Below are 17,139 nucleotides of genomic sequence, written 5' to 3' on the forward strand. Positions count from 1 at the left end.
CAGAAGCAGGCGCTTTTCAAACTCTTCGCCATACTCAGCAGTAAGTCTATCAAAAAGGGTCTTTATTGTAGTATCACCCAGATCGATGTTTGTTGACCTTGTTTTTGTTAGATTGTTCAATGCTGATGAGAATCTTATAGATACCATTTTAGTTCACCTCTTGATGTGTTAGTTCTTGCTTTTTCGCTATGTTGCTAAACTTCTTCGTGAATTCGGAATATGTGGGCTTTATTGATCTAGGACTATCAAGTGCTCCTGCGATAGTTTCCTGTGCTTTTAGACCATTACCTGTTACATATACAACTGTTCTTTCTTCGGGGTCAATATGGCCGCTTTCGACCAGGTTCTTAAGACCTGCAACCGTTGTCCCGCCTGCAGGTTCTGTGAATATCCCTTCAGTTCTTGCAAGCAGAAGTATGGCATCAAGTATCTCCTCGTTCGTTACGGATGCAGCATAACCATTTGAATTCTGGATCGCCTGCTTTGCATAATACTCATCTGCAGGATTTCCGATGGCAAGACTGTGGGCTATGGTGTCGAGTTCCCTTATTGGAATTACCTCGGCATCGTTCTGGACTGCGGTTGATATTGGAGAACAACCGGTGGGTTGTGATCCTGAAATTCTGACATTCTTGCCGGAATCGATAAGACCGATATTTTCGAGTTCGCTGTAACCTCTTGTAAGTGCACATAGCAATGCTCCACTTCCAAGGGGTGCAACGATGTGGTCGGGGGCATTCCATCCGAGCTGTTCGGCAGTTTCAAAAGCAAGTGTTCTGGAACCTTCCGTATAGTACGGCCTGATGTTTATGTTAACAAATGCCCAATCGGGATTCTGGTCTGCGACCTCACTTGCAAGACGATTTGCGTCATCATAGGTTCCGTCAACCGCTATGACGTTTGGATCATATGTGAGCATCTGGGTTATTTTTCCAAGCTCGATCGAAGCAGGTATGAAAACGTATGCCGGAATTCCTGCCTTTGCAGCATGGGCTCCCACAGCTGATGCGAGATTTCCTGTGGATGCACAGCCAATTGCGGTGGCACCGAGTTCTAGAGCCTTGCTCACGGCCACCGATGTTACTCTGTCCTTGAAAGAATTTGTAGGATTGACAGAATCATCAAGGATGTATAGTTCCTTTAGTCCCAGTTCTTTCCCAAGGTTCTTTGCATGGTGCAACTTATTATAACCTGCACCGAGATCGACATAATTCGTGCCATCCAAAGGAAGCAGGTCTGCATATCTCCAGATGGACGGAGGTCCTCTGGCGATCTTCTCTTCACTTACTGTATTCTGGATTTCATCCCAATCGTAATGTACCTCAAGCGGTCCGAAACATTCGTAGCAGGTGTTCTGTATCCCGCTGGGATATTCGGCACCACATTCTCTGCATTTTAAACCAATTACTTTGCTCATTATTTGATCTCCTAATAGCGTATGATTATTAACCATTCACCATAAAAAAGTGTTATAATATTACCCTTAGTTATTAGGCAATATTTGCCTTTATTTTGATGTGATGTCTTATGAGCTTGTTTTTGAGATATTTTGAGTCAAATTGTGTAAATTGCCGCTTTCTATACCTATTTATCAGGACATTACATTTTTTTGAAAATACTGACACGAATTGCGATCATTATTTTCAGGGAGGTAAAAATGTTAGGCGAATTTACTGAAGAACAGATAAGGCGATATTCAAGACATATCATACTGCAGGAAGTTGGTGGGAAAGGACAACATAGACTACTTTCCTCCAAAGTACTCTGTATAGGTGCAGGAGGGCTTGGTTCTCCTATTATACAGTATCTGGCTGCTGCTGGGGTTGGGACCATTGGGATCGTTGATGATGATGTTGTGGACCTTAGTAATCTTCAAAGGCAGGTCATACATGGTGGCAATATTGATGTCCCAAAAGTTGAATCTGCGAGAAAATTCGTTGAGAATTTAAATCCTGATGTGAACGTTATCACTTATCAGAAAAGGATCAGTCCTGATAATATCCTTGATATCATAAATGATTACGATATCGTGGTGGACGGTTCCGACAATTTTGCGACCCGCTATCTCGTAAACGATGCCTGTGTGCTTGCAAAAAAGCCTCTTTCGCACGGTAGTATTTTCCGTTTCGAAGGGCAGGTCACGACAATTCTTCCAGATGAAGGACCCTGTTACAGGTGTCTTTTTGAGCATGCACCACCTGCGGGAATGGTCCCAAGCTGTCAGGAAGCCGGAGTTATCGGAGTACTTCCGGGTATCATCGGGGTAATTCAGGCAACCGAGGTTATCAAATATTTGCTGGGATCAGGTGAGCTTTTGGTAGGTCGGCTGATATTCTATGATGCTTTTAACATGTCATTCGATGAGATCAAGATCCGTAAGAATCCTTCATGTCCTGTATGTGGTCAGGATCCATCGATAACATCAATTGAGGATGAGAATTATCAGGATGGAGGCGGGGTCTGTAGTATTGGATAAAACGATATAGGGAATGGTTGTATCACGCTTTACGGACGTATATGTTGAATATGCCTTCCTTTTCTTCAACAGCAAGCAGCACATTCCCTGTCTTTTTTGTCCACGTTGCGATGTTTTGAGGGGTTATGGCATCATTTGCTATGACCAGCAGTACCTCATTTGATTCCAGATCATCCATTGTCTGTTTTGTTCGTATAAGTGGGTACGGACAGCACTGTCCCCTTACATCAATTTCAAAGTCTGCTATTATTTTATCCATTTGAATCAACCACAATTATGATCTGCTTAATATTGTAGATATTTAATGAGGCAATATTTACGTTATTCCTATACTTTCCTACATTAATCAATTATTCCTTTTTTCTTAATGGCACTTCTTACCGCAAACAGTGCTGCTATGTATATGTGAATAATCTACTAACATACTTTAAGAATTGTATGACGTTTCAGAAAAGTCTTGCCATGACGCTAACGGAGGATAAGGATCCATGAAAATGCTAATGTTCGATACGGAATATTTTTGGTTCGAGACCTTCAGCAAAACGCTTGATCATGTGGAGGATGTTCACAGGGATGAGAGGATAGAAGATACAGCAGTCGCTTTTATTCACGTTGAAGCGGAAGATGAGGAAAGAAAAGATAAAGTGGTAAAAAAAGCTGTGGCGAATCTGAAATGGTATCTTAACAAGGTTAACAAGGAAAGAATAGTCCTGCATTCATTTGCTCATCTTTCATCAAGCAAATCCTCTCCGGAACTGGCAATTGAAGTGATATCATCTGTCAGGGATAAGATGGAAGATAAAGGATTTGAAGTTCATACAACTGCTTTTGGGTATTTTTCAGAATTTTCGATCAGCGTTCGTGGTGAATCTCTGGCAAAAGTGTTCAAGGAGATTTGAACATAGGTAGGGTCTGCATTTTCACTTTTCATCCATTTTTTCCATATTCTATCTACCTGTAGCTCTCATGAAGGTCGGGTATCTTCAAATTCCTATCTTAATGTCTCATTTTTGCGAAAGATGCTACTCTCCTTTTTATTGAACAGTATATTTCGAATGATCAAGTTGGAGTAGAACATATACTATAATTAGCAAAAACAACATTCTCGAATATGTATGGGCGATGAGGGCGAACTTCCTGAAAGTGAGGGTTTTGAAGAGCTGATAAGGTATACTATTCCTGGATATGTACTGGGTCTTATTGCAGGTGTTTTCCTTGATATGCAGGGTTATCAGAGAAGTCCTATCGGGCAATGGTTGGTCAGGACCTTGTCAGGGGAAGGTGAAAGCATACTGGAAGGTATCTATTCAATTCGCCAGCGCTTTCTCGGTGGTTCGAGTACAATGGCGGAAGCCTATGGTTGGGGCAAGTTATTTGGTTTGGCAGTCCCCTGGATGATCGATCTTTCCAGCCGTCTTGCAGGTGTCAATGTATATGGTGTTGAGGGCTTCTATATTCCCTACTTCTATGCACTTAGTGACCAGATGGGGGCAAATATTACCGGGATGCTTTTCCTGAGGAGAAAAGAAGGTACTTGGATTGGAGCGTTCAATAGATATATGCATCATCCGGTGATGGTTGCAAGTCTGGCAATAATTGTGATCGTACCTTTTGGTCTTTTATTATTGCGCATATATGGTTTCAGCCCAACTACCCAAACATTTACTGCCCTTGAGACCATTGTTGCAAATCTATGCTGGATTCCACCGGTTGTGGGTTGGTATGTGCAGAGAATAAGAGGGATATGAGGACATTTCATGGCAAAAGATGATGTAAATAGTGCTGTCGAGAGGTACATTTCCTCCGGCAGATCTGAAAAGGATGTTGAACGGAAAGAACATTATTTCAAGATGGCTCTGCAAATACAACCTAAGAATATCCGCGCATTGAACAACATGGGCCTGTTGTTGCAACAGAAAGGTGAGTTTCGGGAAGCTATCAGATATTATGAGATCATACTTGATCCCGGGATAGTGACAAAACCTTCTCCTATATACTACAATATTGCAGTATGCCTTAAGCGACTTGGTAATCTGGAAGGCGCAAAGACGTACATTAACAGGGCACTTGCAAAAAGGCCGGATGAAGAAATTTTCCTGGAATTAAAGGAAGAAATACTCGACCTTCTAAACGGCACTCCTTCGGCAGTACTGCCGCACTCTACCCCTAAAGCTTCGGATATAGGTGCTCCTTATGGGGAATGGGACCCTCCGGCGATAGCGACATTAGCAAGCCAATTATATTATTCCGGCTGGAACGACTACAAATATCATCGTGGGCTGGGTGAGACTGATCTTAATGAAAAGATCGTCCGTGACAAGCTTGCAAACCGTATCTATTGTTGTCAAACCTGTAAGTTCAATTCCGGGGGAACATGTCGGAAAAAAGGTAAAGTCGGCAAGAAGGTCCTTCTTGATTCGATATGTAAACATTTTTTCCCGCGAAAGACAGATTGAATTGTTGTGGGCTTATGATCTGTTGATCAGGGCTGAAGTTATATCAATTTCATAAATTTCAACAAATCAGGCGATTTATGGTAAAGCGTATGTATTATATCGCCTATCTATAATTTGTTGTTGGGAGAGATAGTTGAGCCCCTTCTTGAACCACAAAACAACACAAAATTTGTACCACCAACCAACATACTCCCCCTCTAACTCAAATCTCTCTCTTATTCTTCTATCCCAAAAACTAAATATGTTATACGGTATAACTTTTCTTATATTCAAAAAATTGGTATTTCTTCCTTTATAGGTGGTGTTCGAAATGCATGATGTTTTAAAGTTTAGATCATCTGGTTATTTTTTCACATTGTTCCTGTTTGTACTCTTTGCCAGCATTTTAATTACTCCGGCCTCAGCGGAGAGCGTTGTAAGTATATCTCCTTCTGAACAGTCTATAGCTACTGGTTCAAATGTAACCGTGGTAGTGTATATTGAACCGGATACTCCTATATCAGGTGCTCAATTTGACCTTTCATTTGACAGTGACCTCCTTTCTGTGGTCTCTATCTCTGAAGGTGATGTTTTCATAAATGGTGCTTCTACAATTTTCAATGCGGGTACTATCGATAATTCGGAAGGGACCATTATGAACGTATTTAATTATCCTTTAGGCAAGATTGAGGTAATGGAGTCTGGAACACTTGCTACGATAGTCTTTGATACAAAAGGATCAGGTACTTCCTCTTTGCTGTTGAGCAATGTGGTGGTCAGCAATTCCAGTGCTGTTGCGGTTCCGATCTCAGTTGTTAATGGTATGGTCTCAATAATAGGTGAGTCTGCTCCGTCTGATGGTGAAATGTCCAATTCTGGATCTGGAGGAGGTGGAAGCAGTGGCGGCAGCGGTGCAACAGGGGAGGATTTTGGGAACATCGAGTTTAAAGATGTTGCTGAAAAAAATGTAAGGTCGGGTCAGGCTATCTCATATGATTTCGATTCTCCCGGAAACCCCATTGTAACTGTTAATTTTACCGCTCAAAAAAATTCAGGTGCTATCTCGACAACCATTGAAGTTCTGAAAAACACTTCTGCTCTGGTGAAAGATGCTCCAAATGGGCTTGTTTATAAGAATGTGAACATTTGGGTTGGTAATGCTGGTTTTGCGACACCGGAGAACATAGATCTTCCAGCAATCGGATTTAGGGTAAATTCCTCCTGGATGGAGATGAATGGTGTTGATAGTTCGGATATAAGATTGAATCGATACTCTGATAATAGTTGGTCCACTCTTGAAACAAAAGTGACAGAAGAAGGTGAGGAATATGTTTATTTCGAGTCGTTAACTCCAGGTTTTTCACCTTTTGCAATTAGTGCTCATCCTTCGGATGATATTTCTGGAAGTGAGATAGGTCCAAATGGATCTTCAAGTACCCCGGATGATCTGCCCGATGAGAAGGCACTTGCTCAGAATACATTGGCAATAAGTATCCTTTCTATATTTATTCTGGCAATAAGGCGTAGCAGGATCAATTAAAGTTAATGGTCCTGCTTTATATCCTTTAAATTTTTCCCGGAAGGAATATTCCTATCAGACAGAAAATTCCCGTAAGCATGTACATGGCATAGGTTGCCTGTTTTTCTGTAAGGTTGTAATAATATGGAAGCACCCATTTCAATGTATATGGATTTGGTACTTCAAGTATCCCATCACCACGGTCATGGCCGAATTTTGCGACTGGGAACTTTCGAACCCTCCAATAAACGTAGAGCAGGAAGTTCACTGTATGCGGGATAAGCATTATGAACCCACTTATGATGAATCCCTGTATCACTATCAATGCACCTATGGTTGCTCCTATTGTAAGTGAACCAACATTGCCCCAGAAGATCTGTGATGGGAACCTGTCATAAAGGAAATACCCAAGCAGTGCTCCTGTAATGGCAACTATTGTGAAGATATTCTCCACATCACCCAGCATTATGGATTTTATGATGAGGGATAAAAGAACTATTGCAGAAAGTCCGGATGCAAGTCCATTGTATCCGGAGTGCATATTCACAAGATTCGAGGCCACAAGTACGTATGTTGGAACAATGAACTGCAAATAAAGTATCCCAAGCTCTATGTGTCCGACACTTGGAAGCACAAGTGCTGTACTTGTGGCGTATTGGATAAGTGGGTAAGAGCAATAATACATCAAAAACAGCTTTGATACCCTTCCGATATCGATCATATCATCGAGTATTCCAAATATTCCAAAGAGGCAAATAACAATGAGGACGACGTAATTCGTGGTCGAGTACTTGAAGAACAGTGATGTGAAAGAGATCGAAAGAAGGGTGATAAGCAAAATAACGATACCACCACTTTCAGGAATTTTTACAACTCCTTTTTTGTAGTAGTCTCTTCCAAGAACCCCACTTTCAGTAAATTTCTTAATGAAATATGGCATTGAAATTGTAACTAATATAATTGGCAATAATAAATTACCTATGATCGCCAGATATTGTATCGTTGAAAGAGATGTGAAATTGAACATTTTTGGACCTGTCAATTTTTATTTATCCGGGTTGTTGCCTCAAAATCATACTGCATTTTAGTTAAAGTATTTGTATTATTTTTATAATGGTGCCTCTCAATTTATATATTTTTGTGAGTGTGTAGCTTGTAAGGGCAAAAGTTCATTTGTTGATAATAAGCTTTATTATTTTAATCGAAAGGTGCGAAAATGACCGATAGGCAGAAATTAATATTTCATATTTTTGTTGCACTTTCCTTATTCTACGCAGCTATTATATTCTATCTTTCAGCACAGTCCAGTATTGAGATACCTTCATCTTCACCAATTCCTTTTTATGATCAACTTATTGATTTTGTGATAAACAGTAATAATGCCTATTTGTTGGATATTGCATATTTTGTTGCTCATAATTTTGATAAATTTGCACACATGATCCTATATTTTGGATTCGGAATCCTCCTTCACCTTACATTCCGTCATTCCGATAATCTTACGCTTCGAAAATATGCTCCTGTCTTTGCTATCTTTATAGGGATAGCTTACGGAATTACGGATGAGCTCCATCAAATGTATGTTCCGGGTAGAACTTCAAGCTTTGATGATATTGTAGCGGATGGTATAGGTATAGCTCTGGCTCAGATAATTTTCTGGGTAGTTGTCTTCAAAAGTATTTTTTTCAGAAAAAAATGAAAAAGATGCAATATGATCGTCAATCCCTTCATTCGATCTTGACGATCTTGTTCGTATTATATGATTCTATAGCCGCTAAAGCGACATTCAATGCATGTTTTCCTTCAACACCTGATTCGATAGGTCTTTTGCCTGTTCGGATGCATTCTGTGAAATGTTCAAGCTCCTTTGCCAGAGGTTCACCTTTTTCTACCTTTGCATTCCTTATCCATTTAGCATCGTGTATCGTTACTGTCTGGTCTATGTAATCCAGATATCCGACACCATGCACGCCAATTACTTCCATATTCCTTACTTTATGTGGGGTCAGCCAGTTAGTGCTGGCAAGTCCTGCTCTGTCTTCCCCAAAACGAAGCATTATGGATGCATGGTCTTCCTGTGAATGTATGTCCTTCCCTGCAATGGCATAGACTTCCGACACATTGCTTGCGTACATGTAGGAGATCGCATCAATGTCATGTACACCAAGATCGAGAATTATGCCGACATCCCTTATCCTTGGGTTATATGGTCCTACCCTTCGTGTAGATATGGACACTATCTTCCCAAGAAGCCCGCTCTCGATGATCTCTTTCATTTTTGAAGTGGCGGGATTGAATCTCTCTATATGACCTACCATCAGGGTAAGGCCTGCTTTCTCCGCTGCTTCTATCATAATGTCAGCATTTTCAAGTGTGTCCGCGATTGGCTTTTCCACAAGTACGTTGGTATTTGAATTTATGGCATCGAGAGTAACTTTTTTATGAAGGGTTGTAGGTACAACGATACTTACGGCATCCAGCCCTTCTTCCAGCAGTTCGTTATAATCCGTAAATGCCTTGACGCCATATTGGCCTGCCAGTTCTTCCACTCTTTTCTGGTCGACATCTGAAATGCCTACAAGTTCAATGCCTTCCATTTCATTGTATATTCTGACATGGTGTTGCCCCATGGCACCTACGCCAATGACGCCTACGCGGAGCATTATAATTCAACTCCTCTTATGACTGCATCGATTATTTGTTGAATTTCATCTTCTGAAACTCCCGGATGCACTGGTAGGGAGAGCACTTCCTTTGATGCTTTCTCACATTCTGGAAGTTCGTCTTTATAACCTGCATCTTTGTAAATAGGCTGCATGTGTATGGGTATTGGATAATATACTCCAGTGCCTATTCCTGCCTGTCCCAGTTTTGTTAGTATTTCGTCCCTATCGTTCACACGTATGGTGTATTGATGGAACATGTGCTCGCATCCTTCTCTTACAACAGGTACGGTGATTCCGTCTGTATCTTCGAGTCCCTTTGAGAGCAAGGCTGCATTTCTCTGCCTTAGGGAATTGTACGAGGGTAATTTCTTAAGCTGTGTTAGCCCTATGGCAGCTCCAATATCTGTCATTCTCAGGTTGTAACCGACCATTTCGTGGAGATAGCGCTGCTGGGATCCATGGGCACGGATCATCTTTGCTTTTCTGGCAACCTCTTCATCATTGGTCGTCATCATCCCGCCTTCGCTGGTCGTCATGTTCTTGGTAGGGTAGAAGCTGAATGCTCCTGTTCCAAAAGAACCCACCTTCTTTCCGTGGTATGCTGCCCCATGTGCCTGACATGCGTCTTCGATGAGTATCAGGTCATGGTCTTCGGCGATTTCTGTAATGGCCTTCATCTCTGCGGGATGTCCATAGAGGTGGACTGGCATAATTGCTTTTGTATCATCGGTTATCTTTTCTTCGATAAGGCTGGGGTCGATATTGAACGTATTCGGTTCGATATCCGCAAATACGGGTTTTGCACCGGTGTACATTATCGAGTTTGCGGTGGCAATAAAGCTGAAAGAGGTTGTTATCACTTCATCCCCACTTCCGATCCCATGTGCAAGGAGGGCAGCATGAAGGGCAGCTGTGCCGGAATTGACAGCAACGGCATACTCTGTTCCAATATAGCTTGCAAATTCTTCCTCGAATTCTGCAACACGTTTACCTTCTGCGATCATTCCTGAGCGAAGCACTTTACACACGGCTTCTATTTCTTCTTCGCCGATATCTGGTTTTGCTATTGGGATCATTCTTAGCCTCATTGATGTAATTAGATTTTGTTCAACGTTTGCAGTTCTTCGTTCAGTTCTTTTATTTCAGCAGGGCAACCGATGGCCAGTTTCCATGCAGGTACATTCTTTGTTACCAATGCTCCACCTGCGACCATTGCTCCTTCTCCTATCTCCACTCCGGGGAGTATTGTGGCATTTGCACCTATGGATGCACCTTTTCTTATTATTGGTCCTTCGGGATGATATTCATTTCTGATGGGGTATTTGTCATTGGTCAGAACGGCGCAGGGTCCGATGAACACATTATCTTCTATTTTCACATGCGTGGGTATGTAGACATTACCCTGTATACTGACGTTGTCCCCTATTGTTACATTCCCGTCGATTATGACATTGGTTCCGATAAGTACGTTATCTCCAATGGTGGTGTTCTCACGTATCATACAGTTGTGGCCTGTCCTGAAATTGTCACCTGTTCTCACGTTGCTGAATATGGTTGTGTTTGGTCTTATGAACGAGTTCGAGCCAATTGTACAACCTGTATATTCTGCTTCTTCAGCTGTCATTCCTTTTTCCAGCAGTCCCGTGAGGATCGAATGTTCAGGATAGCCAAGGAGCACGTTCTCAAGGACTACTGAATAGTCACCTATGGAACTGATCCCAAGTATCTTTGCAGATGAATGAATGTTTGTACTTTTTCCCAATGTTACCACCTAATACGAGATCCCTTTTTGTTAGTTTATTATGTATGATCTATGCTAATATAGTATTTTTGTCGTAAATTAAATTTATCTGCAGATTATCAATCAAAACCTTATTAAAGCTAAACTGCAATTGCACCCACTATGTTTACGATTCTGACAGGGTCACAGTTCGGTGATGAAGGAAAAGGAAAGATCGTTGATCTGCTATCAAAAGACTACGATCTTGTTGTCAGGTTCCAGGGCGGGGATAATGCAGGCCACACGGTGGTCGTTGGGGATGATGTCTATAAGCTCCATCTGATCCCATCCGGTTTCCTGCTCGATTCAAGGGTTCTGATAGGTCCGGGAACTGTCCTTAATCCAGAGGTTTTGGCAGAAGAGATCGATATGCTTGAAAAGACAGGTGTTGAGGTATCTTCTGATAAATTGGGTATAGATGCTAAGACGAGTATCATTATGCCTTATCATGTTGAACTGGACGGCCTTCGTGAATCATCACGCAAAGAGAAGATCGGTACTACTAAAAAGGGTATTGGCTTTGCTTATGTTGATAAGATCGCAAGGGATGAGATCCGAATGTCGGACCTTGTGGATTCTGAAAGGCTCATGAACAGGCTTACTGAGATGGCTGCATCCAAGGAGGCTGCTATCAGGGAACTTGGCGGCGATCCTTCAATAGTTACTGATACTGAATTGATGGACAAGTATGTGAAGCTTGGTCAGAGGCTTGCTCCGTATGTCACTGATGTTTCCTATGAGATAAATGAAGCTATCTCTGAAGGTAAGAATGTACTGGCCGAGGGTGCGCAGGGCACTTTCCTTGATGTTATTCACGGTACTCAGAAGTTCGTTACCTCTTCCAGCACTATTGCAGGTTCTGCATGTGCAAATCTTGGTGTCGGCCCGACAAAGGTCAATGAGGTTCTGGGAATTGTGAAAGCTTATATCACAAGGGTAGGCGAAGGGCCGTTACCTACTGAACTTCATGATGAGGCCGGAGCGCATCTTCATGATGTGGGGCACGAGTTCGGTACCACTACAGGCAGGTCCCGCAGATGCGGATGGTTCGACCTTCCGTTGCTCAAGAAAGCGATAAACCTGAACGGTTATACCAGTGTTGCATTGACTAAATTGGATGTGCTTTCAGATCTTGATGTCGTTAAGGTTTGTGTGGCATATGATCTCAATGGTGAAAGGCTGGACTATCCACCGGAAGATACTTCCCTTTTGAGCATGTGTAAGCCTATCTATGAAGACCTTGAAGGCTGGTCCGATGATCTTACGGGTGTGAAGAGCTATGAGGATGTTCCTCGGGCTGCCCGTGATTATGTGGAGAAGCTGGAGGGTATGATGGGAGTCCCTATCAAATATGTGTCCGTAGGACCTGGAAGGGCACAGACTTTCGAAAAATGAGGGTAGTTTCCCTTAATTTCTTTCTCGTATGAGATGAGGATATGGGACACTGCCGAAACACGTATATACTAATCAATAAATTACACCCTATTTCCATGCACATATTGTGATAGAGTATGACTTGCTTGCAACAAGTTTACGAAAGATCAAAATATGCAGAAATTCAATCGATACATTTCATTCCAAGGAGGATATAATGACTACAGCATACGACGTTCCTGCTTCAGATATTATTGCAAAGCTGGCAGAGAACCTAAAAGAGAATGATCAGATCAAGCCACCCGAATGGGCAGCTTTCGTTAAGACCGGTGTTCACAAGGAGCACGCTCCAGTTGACAAAGACTGGTGGTACACCCGCTGTGCAGCTATCATGAGGACTATTTATATGCAGGGTCCTGTTGGTGTTGAGAGGCTCAGGTCTGTCTATGGTGGTAAGAAAGGTAGGGGTGCAAACCCATCCAAGAAAGCAAAGGGCAGTGGCTCTGTTGTGAGGGAAGCATTCCAGCAGCTTGAAACTGCAGGTTTTGTGCGCAAGCTGAAAAGCGGTAGGGTTATCGGTCCTGCAGGTCAGTCTTTACTTGACAATCTCTCTACTGAAGTCAAGAACGAGCTTGTTGAGACCATTCCGGAACTTGCAAAATACTGATATGGTTATTGGGAGTTTGCTCCCATCCATGTCACTCCGAAGTTGCCTGTCAATGACCCAGCGGTCATCTTTGATATATAATAAATGGATGTGATCTACAGTGGATGATCTTGAAGCTATCCGACAAAAAAGGCTCGCAGAGCTCCAGCAACAGCAGCAGCAGCAGCAGCAATCATCTCCACAGAATGATGCTCAGGCTGCATATCAGCAGGAGCAGGCACAAGCTGAAAGGGACGCGCAGGTTCAGGCAGTTCTTCGTCAGGTCATGACACCTGAGGCGCGTGAGAGATTGACTCGATTGAGGCTCTCTCGCAAGGAATTGGTTGAACAGCTTGAATCCCAGCTTGTGATGCTTGCACAAAATGGTCGTCTTCAGACAAAGATAGATGATGAGAAGCTTAAAGTTCTTCTTACACAGATGCAGCCACAGAAACGCCAGACTTCCATAACTCGTATGTGAATATGAAAGCTCATGTACTTTTCAGTGGAGGTAAGGACAGTTCATTGTCGGCTATCCTGCTTGACCCCTTTTTCGATATCGAACTTGTGACATGCACATTTTCGATACTTCCGGTTGGGGATATTGCAAAAGTAACGGCTGATGAATTGGGCTTCTCCCACAGAGTACTGGAGCTTGATCGTACTATTCTGGAAACTGCATTGAATACCATTATTGAGGACGGCTATCCGAAGAACGCGATCAACTTCATACACAAGAATGTGATCGAGGCACTCGCAAAGGAAGAGGCTGTGTCAGTGATCGCTGATGGTGTGAGGCGTGATGATCGTGTGCCAAGGCTTACGGATCCAGAAATTCGAAGCATTGAGGATCGGTTTGGTGTGAAATACATCTGCCCTCTTCAGGGATATGGTAGAAGTGCGGTCAACATGCTTGTGGAAAAGCATCTGGTGATCGATGAAGGTCAAAGTGACAGTATTGCCAAGGCAGATTATGAGACAGAGTTGCGTGAACTGATAAGGCAACAATATGGAAATGAAAAAGTTATCGATATATTTCCGCAACATTTGCAATCAAGAGTTTTAAAGCGTATCTGATATATGTTCTTTTTTGAACATAAAGATGATATCAGATGGGGAATCTTATTGCCCATAGATTAATGATTTATAGGATAATCGATTTATAGACGCAAATCTTTATGATTGGCGTTACAATTAATCAAATCACAGGTGAGATAAGTGAGCCACAATACAAAAGGACAGAAGATAAGGCTGGCAAAAGCGCATAATCAGAATCAGCGCGTACCAACCTGGGTGATCATCAAGACTAACAGAAAGGTTGTTAGCCACCCAAAGAGAAGGCACTGGAGAAGGAACAGTTTAGACGTGAAATAAGGTGATGACAATGGCAGAAGACGCGGTAAAGGAACAGATCTACACTATTCCACTTCGTGAAGCAAAGCTTGCTCCAAGGTGGAAGCGTACCGGCAGAGCTATGTCTCTTATAAGAAAATATCTTGTAAGGCACATGAAAGCAGATCCTTCACAGATTAAGATAGATGCTACTATCAATCACAGAATCTGGGAACGAGGTTCTCAGAAACCACCATCGTCCATTCGTATTCGAGCTGCAAAGTTCGAAGATGGAGAAGTTCAGGCAGAACTTGCTTGATCTTAAGATGGATCTTATATCGTATAGCATAGGACAATAATGGTCAAAACAGTGAACATCTATGATAACCCTGTATTAGGGGTATTTGCCACATGTACGGAAGATGTGGCTATCGTTCCTATCGGTACTGCCGGAAAGGCTATCGACTTGCTTGCAGAACAGCTTGATGTAAAGGTAATCTCTACATTGATAAATGGCAGTATTGTGGTAGGTTCACTTTCCAAAGGCAATTCAAATGGTTTCCTGATATCAAGGGATGCCAATGTCAGTGATCTCAAAGACGTTGAGGTCCCAGTCGAAGTGCTTCCAGATATGCTCACAGCCGTTGGAAATGTGATATTGGCAAATGATACGGCAGCACTTGTACATCCGGAAATGACCGATAGCTCGATAGAAGTGATCTCAAGGGTTCTTGGAGTAGATGTTCACAGAGGCACTATTGCAGGTCTGGGAACTGTTGGAATGGCAGGCGTTGCCACGAACAGAGGTTTACTGGTCCACCCAATGGTGACACCGGATGAACTTTCCGTTCTTGAGGATGTGTTCGCTCTTCCTGTCGAAGTGGGTACCACTAACTATGGTTCACAAGCAGTAGGCTCAGGTTTGCTCGCCAATTCAAAAGGATATGTAGCAGGTTCCAATACTACGGGTCACGAACTCGGAAGGGTTGAGGACGCACTGTTCTTTGCTTGATCATTGGTCTTTAAATTAATAAATATAACAGGTGATTTCATATGCAGAATTATGTTGTCAAAGGCACATTCAAAGCAGGACATTCTTGGGAGAAGTTCACCAAGAACGTCGAGAGCCAAAATGAAAAGAATGCTCGTGATAAGACATTGTCCACTTTTGGTAGTAAACATAGGATCGTTAGGGCATTAATAAAGATCGAGAGTGTCACAGAGGCATGAGATCTATGTCAGAAATGAGTGAACAGGACGCACGAAATCTCGCAGCGCAACATCGCGAGTTGCAGCAGAATGCTGAATCAGTTAATCAGCAGCTCGGTATGGTGCAGATGTCCATTGAGGATTGCTCACGTGCCATCTTAACTCTGGAGGAGCTTAAATCCGCTTCCGGTGCTATTAATACGATGATCCCTCTGGGAGCAGGGGCATTGATACATGCAAATATTGCAGATGTCGATAAGATCGTTGTAAGTGTCGGAGCAGGTATCAGTGTGGAGAAAACTCCGGCTGAAGCCATTGAAACGCTCACTCAGCGCAAGGAAGAGCTCGGCAAGGTTGTTGAACGCTTGAATGGAACCCTTACTCAGATAGGGCAGCGTCTGGCTTCAATTGAATCAACAGTTGGAAACAGACCTCCGCAGTGATCTTGTTCATTATGTTCTGATTCCTTTTTTATTTTTATCATTTTTAAGGATGAGTTTTAGTGTTTAATAAGCTCAAGGAAAAACTTGGTAGTTTCAAACAATCGATCGGTAAGACGATCGATGAGAAGGCTGTTGAGTTGAAAGAGCCTGTCGAAGAGATTGTTGAGGTCGAACCGGCAGAAGGCCCAGTATCAACTCCAGAGGTTTCGGAAAACGTTTCTTCTTCTTCTAAAGAAAAGCTTGACAAAGCAGAAGCTCCCGCTCCGTTAAAACAAAAGATCGGTTTTGCTCAAAAGGCCAAAGCCCTTGTTTTCGAAAGGGAGGTCATACTCGATGGAAGTGATATCGAAGATTCACTCTGGGAGCTTGAAATGGCTTTGCTTGAGAGTGATATTGCCATCAATGTCGCAGAAGCGATAGTCGAGTCTGTAAAAGAAGAACTTGTGGGAAGTCGCAAGAAGCTCGGAAGCAATACTGGTGAACTTGTGGAGACTGCATTGAGGAGTGCTATCTACAAAGTCATGTCTGCAAACGTTTTTGATCTTGATGAGTACATCAAGGATGCGGAAAAGCCGGTTCATATCGTTTTTATAGGTGTTAACGGAACCGGAAAGACCACAACCATCTCAAAAATGGCAAAACGCCTGAAAGACATGAAATATTCCGTTGTTATTGCAGCCGGTGACACTTTCAGGGCAGGAGCCATCGATCAAATTGCTATTCATGCAGAAAGGATCGGCGTAAAACTGATCAAGCATCAGGAAGGCGGTGACCCTGCAGCAGTTGTCTATGATGCTGTACAGCACGCAAAGGCACATAATGTAGATGTCATACTTTCCGATACGGCCGGTAGGATGCACACCAATGTGAATCTTATGGCACAGCTTGAGAAGGTCTGCCGTGTAAGCTCTCCCGATCTCATAATCTTTGTGGACGAGGCAGTTGCAGGCAATGACGCTGTAGAACGTGCTCAGCAATTCAATGCTGCTGTCCCAATTCATGGCTCAATTCTAACGAAAACAGATGCTGATTCCAAAGGTGGTGCAGCAATATCCATTGCCTACATAACAGGTAAACCAATTCTGTTCCTCGGAATGGGCCAGGGGTATGACGACCTTAAAAAGTTCGATCCTAAATGGTTCGTAGACCAGTTGTTCGAATAATTACAGAGGGAGCAAACTCCCTCTTAGTTTAATTTATGTTCTTCAGTCCCTTCTGCAGACTGCCTTTATTTCAGTTGTAAGGTCTTCCAGTCTTTT

General features: G+C 42.7%; 22 protein-coding genes. 16 read left to right on the forward strand and 6 right to left on the reverse strand.

The window, feature by feature from the left end; translation table 11 throughout:
- Positions 1 to 148 precede the first annotated feature (148 nt).
- Positions 149 to 1,417, reverse strand: a complete 1,269-nt coding sequence (thrC, locus tag QAS77_RS03775) for a threonine synthase (protein ID WP_305064199.1) — start codon at positions 1,415 to 1,417, stop codon at positions 149 to 151.
- Between the two features lie 240 nt (positions 1,418 to 1,657).
- On the opposite strand from thrC, the gene moeB reads away from it, so the two are divergent.
- Positions 1,658 to 2,476 (forward strand): molybdopterin-synthase adenylyltransferase MoeB, encoded by an 819-nt coding sequence (moeB, locus tag QAS77_RS03780; protein ID WP_305064200.1) that lies wholly within the window; start codon positions 1,658 to 1,660, stop codon positions 2,474 to 2,476.
- A 22-nt stretch (positions 2,477 to 2,498) separates the two neighbouring features.
- On the opposite strand, the gene QAS77_RS03785 is transcribed toward moeB, so the two are convergent.
- Positions 2,499 to 2,735 (reverse strand): sulfurtransferase TusA family protein, encoded by a 237-nt coding sequence (locus tag QAS77_RS03785; protein ID WP_172366005.1) that lies wholly within the window; start codon positions 2,733 to 2,735, stop codon positions 2,499 to 2,501.
- Positions 2,736 to 2,964: 229 nt separating this feature from the next.
- Here QAS77_RS03785 and QAS77_RS03790 point away from each other — a divergent pair, with 229 nt between their 5' ends.
- The 4 genes from QAS77_RS03790 to QAS77_RS03805 all read left to right on the forward strand — a co-directional run bounded on the left by QAS77_RS03790 (position 2,965) and on the right by QAS77_RS03805 (position 6,451).
- The gene (locus QAS77_RS03790) at positions 2,965 to 3,375 is read left to right on the forward strand and encodes a threonyl-tRNA synthetase editing domain-containing protein (protein ID WP_250867416.1); all 411 of its coding nucleotides are present in this window, start codon (positions 2,965 to 2,967) and stop codon (positions 3,373 to 3,375) included.
- Positions 3,376 to 3,591: 216 nt separating this feature from the next.
- Positions 3,592 to 4,224, forward strand: a complete 633-nt coding sequence (locus QAS77_RS03795) for a hypothetical protein (RefSeq protein WP_305064201.1) — start codon at positions 3,592 to 3,594, stop codon at positions 4,222 to 4,224.
- Between the two features lie 9 nt (positions 4,225 to 4,233).
- Entirely contained in the window at positions 4,234 to 4,932 is a 699-nt protein-coding gene (locus tag QAS77_RS03800; RefSeq protein ID WP_305064202.1) for a tetratricopeptide repeat protein, read from the forward strand.
- A 310-nt stretch (positions 4,933 to 5,242) separates the two neighbouring features.
- Positions 5,243 to 6,451: a PGF-pre-PGF domain-containing protein gene (locus QAS77_RS03805; RefSeq protein WP_305064203.1), complete on the forward strand. Its 1,209-nt coding sequence runs from the start codon at positions 5,243 to 5,245 to the stop codon at positions 6,449 to 6,451.
- Between the two features lie 25 nt (positions 6,452 to 6,476).
- Here the strand turns inward: QAS77_RS03805 and QAS77_RS03810 are convergent, their stop codons facing one another.
- Positions 6,477 to 7,472 carry an MraY family glycosyltransferase gene (locus QAS77_RS03810; RefSeq protein ID WP_250867421.1) on the reverse strand — a complete coding sequence of 332 codons (996 nt, stop codon included), beginning with the start codon at positions 7,470 to 7,472 and terminating at the stop codon, positions 6,477 to 6,479.
- A gap of 174 nt (positions 7,473 to 7,646) precedes the next feature.
- Between QAS77_RS03810 and QAS77_RS03815 the strand changes: the two genes are divergently transcribed.
- Entirely contained in the window at positions 7,647 to 8,129 is a 483-nt protein-coding gene (locus QAS77_RS03815; protein ID WP_250867422.1) for a VanZ family protein, read from the forward strand.
- Positions 8,130 to 8,157: 28 nt separating this feature from the next.
- Here the strand turns inward: QAS77_RS03815 and QAS77_RS03820 are convergent, their stop codons facing one another.
- Genes QAS77_RS03820 through QAS77_RS03830 form a run of 3 tightly spaced genes read right to left on the reverse strand, consistent with a single transcriptional unit; the run spans position 8,158 to position 10,858 of the window.
- The gene (locus QAS77_RS03820; RefSeq protein WP_250867423.1) at positions 8,158 to 9,093 is read right to left on the reverse strand and encodes a UDP-N-acetylglucosamine 3-dehydrogenase; all 936 of its coding nucleotides are present in this window, start codon (positions 9,091 to 9,093) and stop codon (positions 8,158 to 8,160) included.
- The gene (locus tag QAS77_RS03825) at positions 9,093 to 10,172 is read right to left on the reverse strand and encodes a DegT/DnrJ/EryC1/StrS family aminotransferase (RefSeq protein WP_305064204.1); all 1,080 of its coding nucleotides are present in this window, start codon (positions 10,170 to 10,172) and stop codon (positions 9,093 to 9,095) included. The genes QAS77_RS03820 and QAS77_RS03825 overlap by 1 nt, the downstream gene beginning before the upstream one ends.
- Before the next feature lie 20 nt (positions 10,173 to 10,192).
- Entirely contained in the window at positions 10,193 to 10,858 is a 666-nt protein-coding gene (locus QAS77_RS03830) for an acyltransferase (protein WP_250867425.1), read from the reverse strand.
- A 141-nt stretch (positions 10,859 to 10,999) separates the two neighbouring features.
- On the opposite strand from QAS77_RS03830, the gene QAS77_RS03835 reads away from it, so the two are divergent.
- From QAS77_RS03835 to ftsY, 10 genes are all read left to right on the forward strand, one after another.
- Positions 11,000 to 12,271 carry an adenylosuccinate synthase gene (locus QAS77_RS03835; protein WP_305064205.1) on the forward strand — a complete coding sequence of 424 codons (1,272 nt, stop codon included), beginning with the start codon at positions 11,000 to 11,002 and terminating at the stop codon, positions 12,269 to 12,271.
- A 196-nt stretch (positions 12,272 to 12,467) separates the two neighbouring features.
- A complete protein-coding gene (locus QAS77_RS03840) occupies positions 12,468 to 12,917 on the forward strand; it encodes a 30S ribosomal protein S19e (RefSeq protein WP_305064206.1) in 450 nt (149 codons plus the stop codon).
- A gap of 100 nt (positions 12,918 to 13,017) precedes the next feature.
- Entirely contained in the window at positions 13,018 to 13,377 is a 360-nt protein-coding gene (locus QAS77_RS03845) for a DNA-binding protein (protein WP_305064207.1), read from the forward strand.
- A 2-nt stretch (positions 13,378 to 13,379) separates the two neighbouring features.
- Positions 13,380 to 13,973 (forward strand): DUF7411 family protein, encoded by a 594-nt coding sequence (locus QAS77_RS03850; RefSeq protein ID WP_305064208.1) that lies wholly within the window; start codon positions 13,380 to 13,382, stop codon positions 13,971 to 13,973.
- A gap of 141 nt (positions 13,974 to 14,114) precedes the next feature.
- Positions 14,115 to 14,270 (forward strand): 50S ribosomal protein L39e, encoded by a 156-nt coding sequence (locus tag QAS77_RS03855; protein WP_011498297.1) that lies wholly within the window; start codon positions 14,115 to 14,117, stop codon positions 14,268 to 14,270.
- Between the two features lie 10 nt (positions 14,271 to 14,280).
- Positions 14,281 to 14,547, forward strand: coding sequence for a 50S ribosomal protein L31e (locus QAS77_RS03860; RefSeq protein ID WP_011498296.1), 267 nt, complete (start codon positions 14,281 to 14,283; stop codon positions 14,545 to 14,547).
- Positions 14,548 to 14,586: 39 nt separating this feature from the next.
- Complete coding sequence (locus QAS77_RS03865; RefSeq protein WP_305064209.1) at positions 14,587 to 15,240, forward strand: translation initiation factor IF-6; 654 nt, start codon at positions 14,587 to 14,589, stop codon at positions 15,238 to 15,240.
- 41 nt (positions 15,241 to 15,281) lie between these two features.
- Positions 15,282 to 15,458: a 50S ribosomal protein L18Ae gene (gene rpl18a, locus QAS77_RS03870; protein ID WP_011498294.1), complete on the forward strand. Its 177-nt coding sequence runs from the start codon at positions 15,282 to 15,284 to the stop codon at positions 15,456 to 15,458.
- Between the two features lie 5 nt (positions 15,459 to 15,463).
- The gene (gene pfdA / locus QAS77_RS03875) at positions 15,464 to 15,880 is read left to right on the forward strand and encodes a prefoldin subunit alpha (RefSeq protein ID WP_305064210.1); all 417 of its coding nucleotides are present in this window, start codon (positions 15,464 to 15,466) and stop codon (positions 15,878 to 15,880) included.
- Between the two features lie 59 nt (positions 15,881 to 15,939).
- On the forward strand, positions 15,940 to 17,043 hold the full coding sequence (gene ftsY, locus QAS77_RS03880; RefSeq protein WP_305064211.1) for a signal recognition particle-docking protein FtsY: 1,104 nt from the start codon (positions 15,940 to 15,942) through the stop codon (positions 17,041 to 17,043).
- The last annotated feature ends 96 nt before the right edge of the window (positions 17,044 to 17,139 follow it).

This window comes from Methanococcoides sp. (assembly GCF_030594565.1).
GTDB classification, from domain to species: Archaea; Halobacteriota; Methanosarcinia; order Methanosarcinales; family Methanosarcinaceae; genus Methanococcoides; species Methanococcoides seepicolus.

Bases quoted from the DNA above. Each gene is read 5' to 3' on its own strand.
- QAS77_RS03865 (WP_305064209.1), top strand. From the start codon at position 14,587: ATGGTCAAAACAGTGAACATCTATGATAACCCTGTATTAGGGGTATTT.
- rpl18a (WP_011498294.1), top strand. From the start codon at position 15,282: ATGCAGAATTATGTTGTCAAAGGCACATTCAAAGCAGGACATTCTTGG.
- QAS77_RS03850 (WP_305064208.1), top strand. From the start codon at position 13,380: ATGAAAGCTCATGTACTTTTCAGTGGAGGTAAGGACAGTTCATTGTCG.
- pfdA (WP_305064210.1), top strand. From the start codon at position 15,464: ATGTCAGAAATGAGTGAACAGGACGCACGAAATCTCGCAGCGCAACAT.
- QAS77_RS03800 (WP_305064202.1), top strand. From the start codon at position 4,234: ATGGCAAAAGATGATGTAAATAGTGCTGTCGAGAGGTACATTTCCTCC.
- moeB (WP_305064200.1), top strand. From the start codon at position 1,658: ATGTTAGGCGAATTTACTGAAGAACAGATAAGGCGATATTCAAGACAT.
- QAS77_RS03840 (WP_305064206.1), top strand. From the start codon at position 12,468: ATGACTACAGCATACGACGTTCCTGCTTCAGATATTATTGCAAAGCTG.
- QAS77_RS03815 (WP_250867422.1), top strand. From the start codon at position 7,647: ATGACCGATAGGCAGAAATTAATATTTCATATTTTTGTTGCACTTTCC.
- QAS77_RS03835 (WP_305064205.1), top strand. From the start codon at position 11,000: ATGTTTACGATTCTGACAGGGTCACAGTTCGGTGATGAAGGAAAAGGA.
- QAS77_RS03860 (WP_011498296.1), top strand. From the start codon at position 14,281: ATGGCAGAAGACGCGGTAAAGGAACAGATCTACACTATTCCACTTCGT.
- QAS77_RS03790 (WP_250867416.1), top strand. From the start codon at position 2,965: ATGAAAATGCTAATGTTCGATACGGAATATTTTTGGTTCGAGACCTTC.
- thrC (WP_305064199.1), bottom strand. From the start codon at position 1,417: ATGAGCAAAGTAATTGGTTTAAAATGCAGAGAATGTGGTGCCGAATAT.
- QAS77_RS03805 (WP_305064203.1), top strand. From the start codon at position 5,243: ATGCATGATGTTTTAAAGTTTAGATCATCTGGTTATTTTTTCACATTG.
- QAS77_RS03825 (WP_305064204.1), bottom strand. From the start codon at position 10,172: ATGATCCCAATAGCAAAACCAGATATCGGCGAAGAAGAAATAGAAGCC.
- QAS77_RS03795 (WP_305064201.1), top strand. From the start codon at position 3,592: ATGGGCGATGAGGGCGAACTTCCTGAAAGTGAGGGTTTTGAAGAGCTG.
- QAS77_RS03820 (WP_250867423.1), bottom strand. From the start codon at position 9,093: ATGCTCCGCGTAGGCGTCATTGGCGTAGGTGCCATGGGGCAACACCAT.
- QAS77_RS03785 (WP_172366005.1), bottom strand. From the start codon at position 2,735: ATGGATAAAATAATAGCAGACTTTGAAATTGATGTAAGGGGACAGTGC.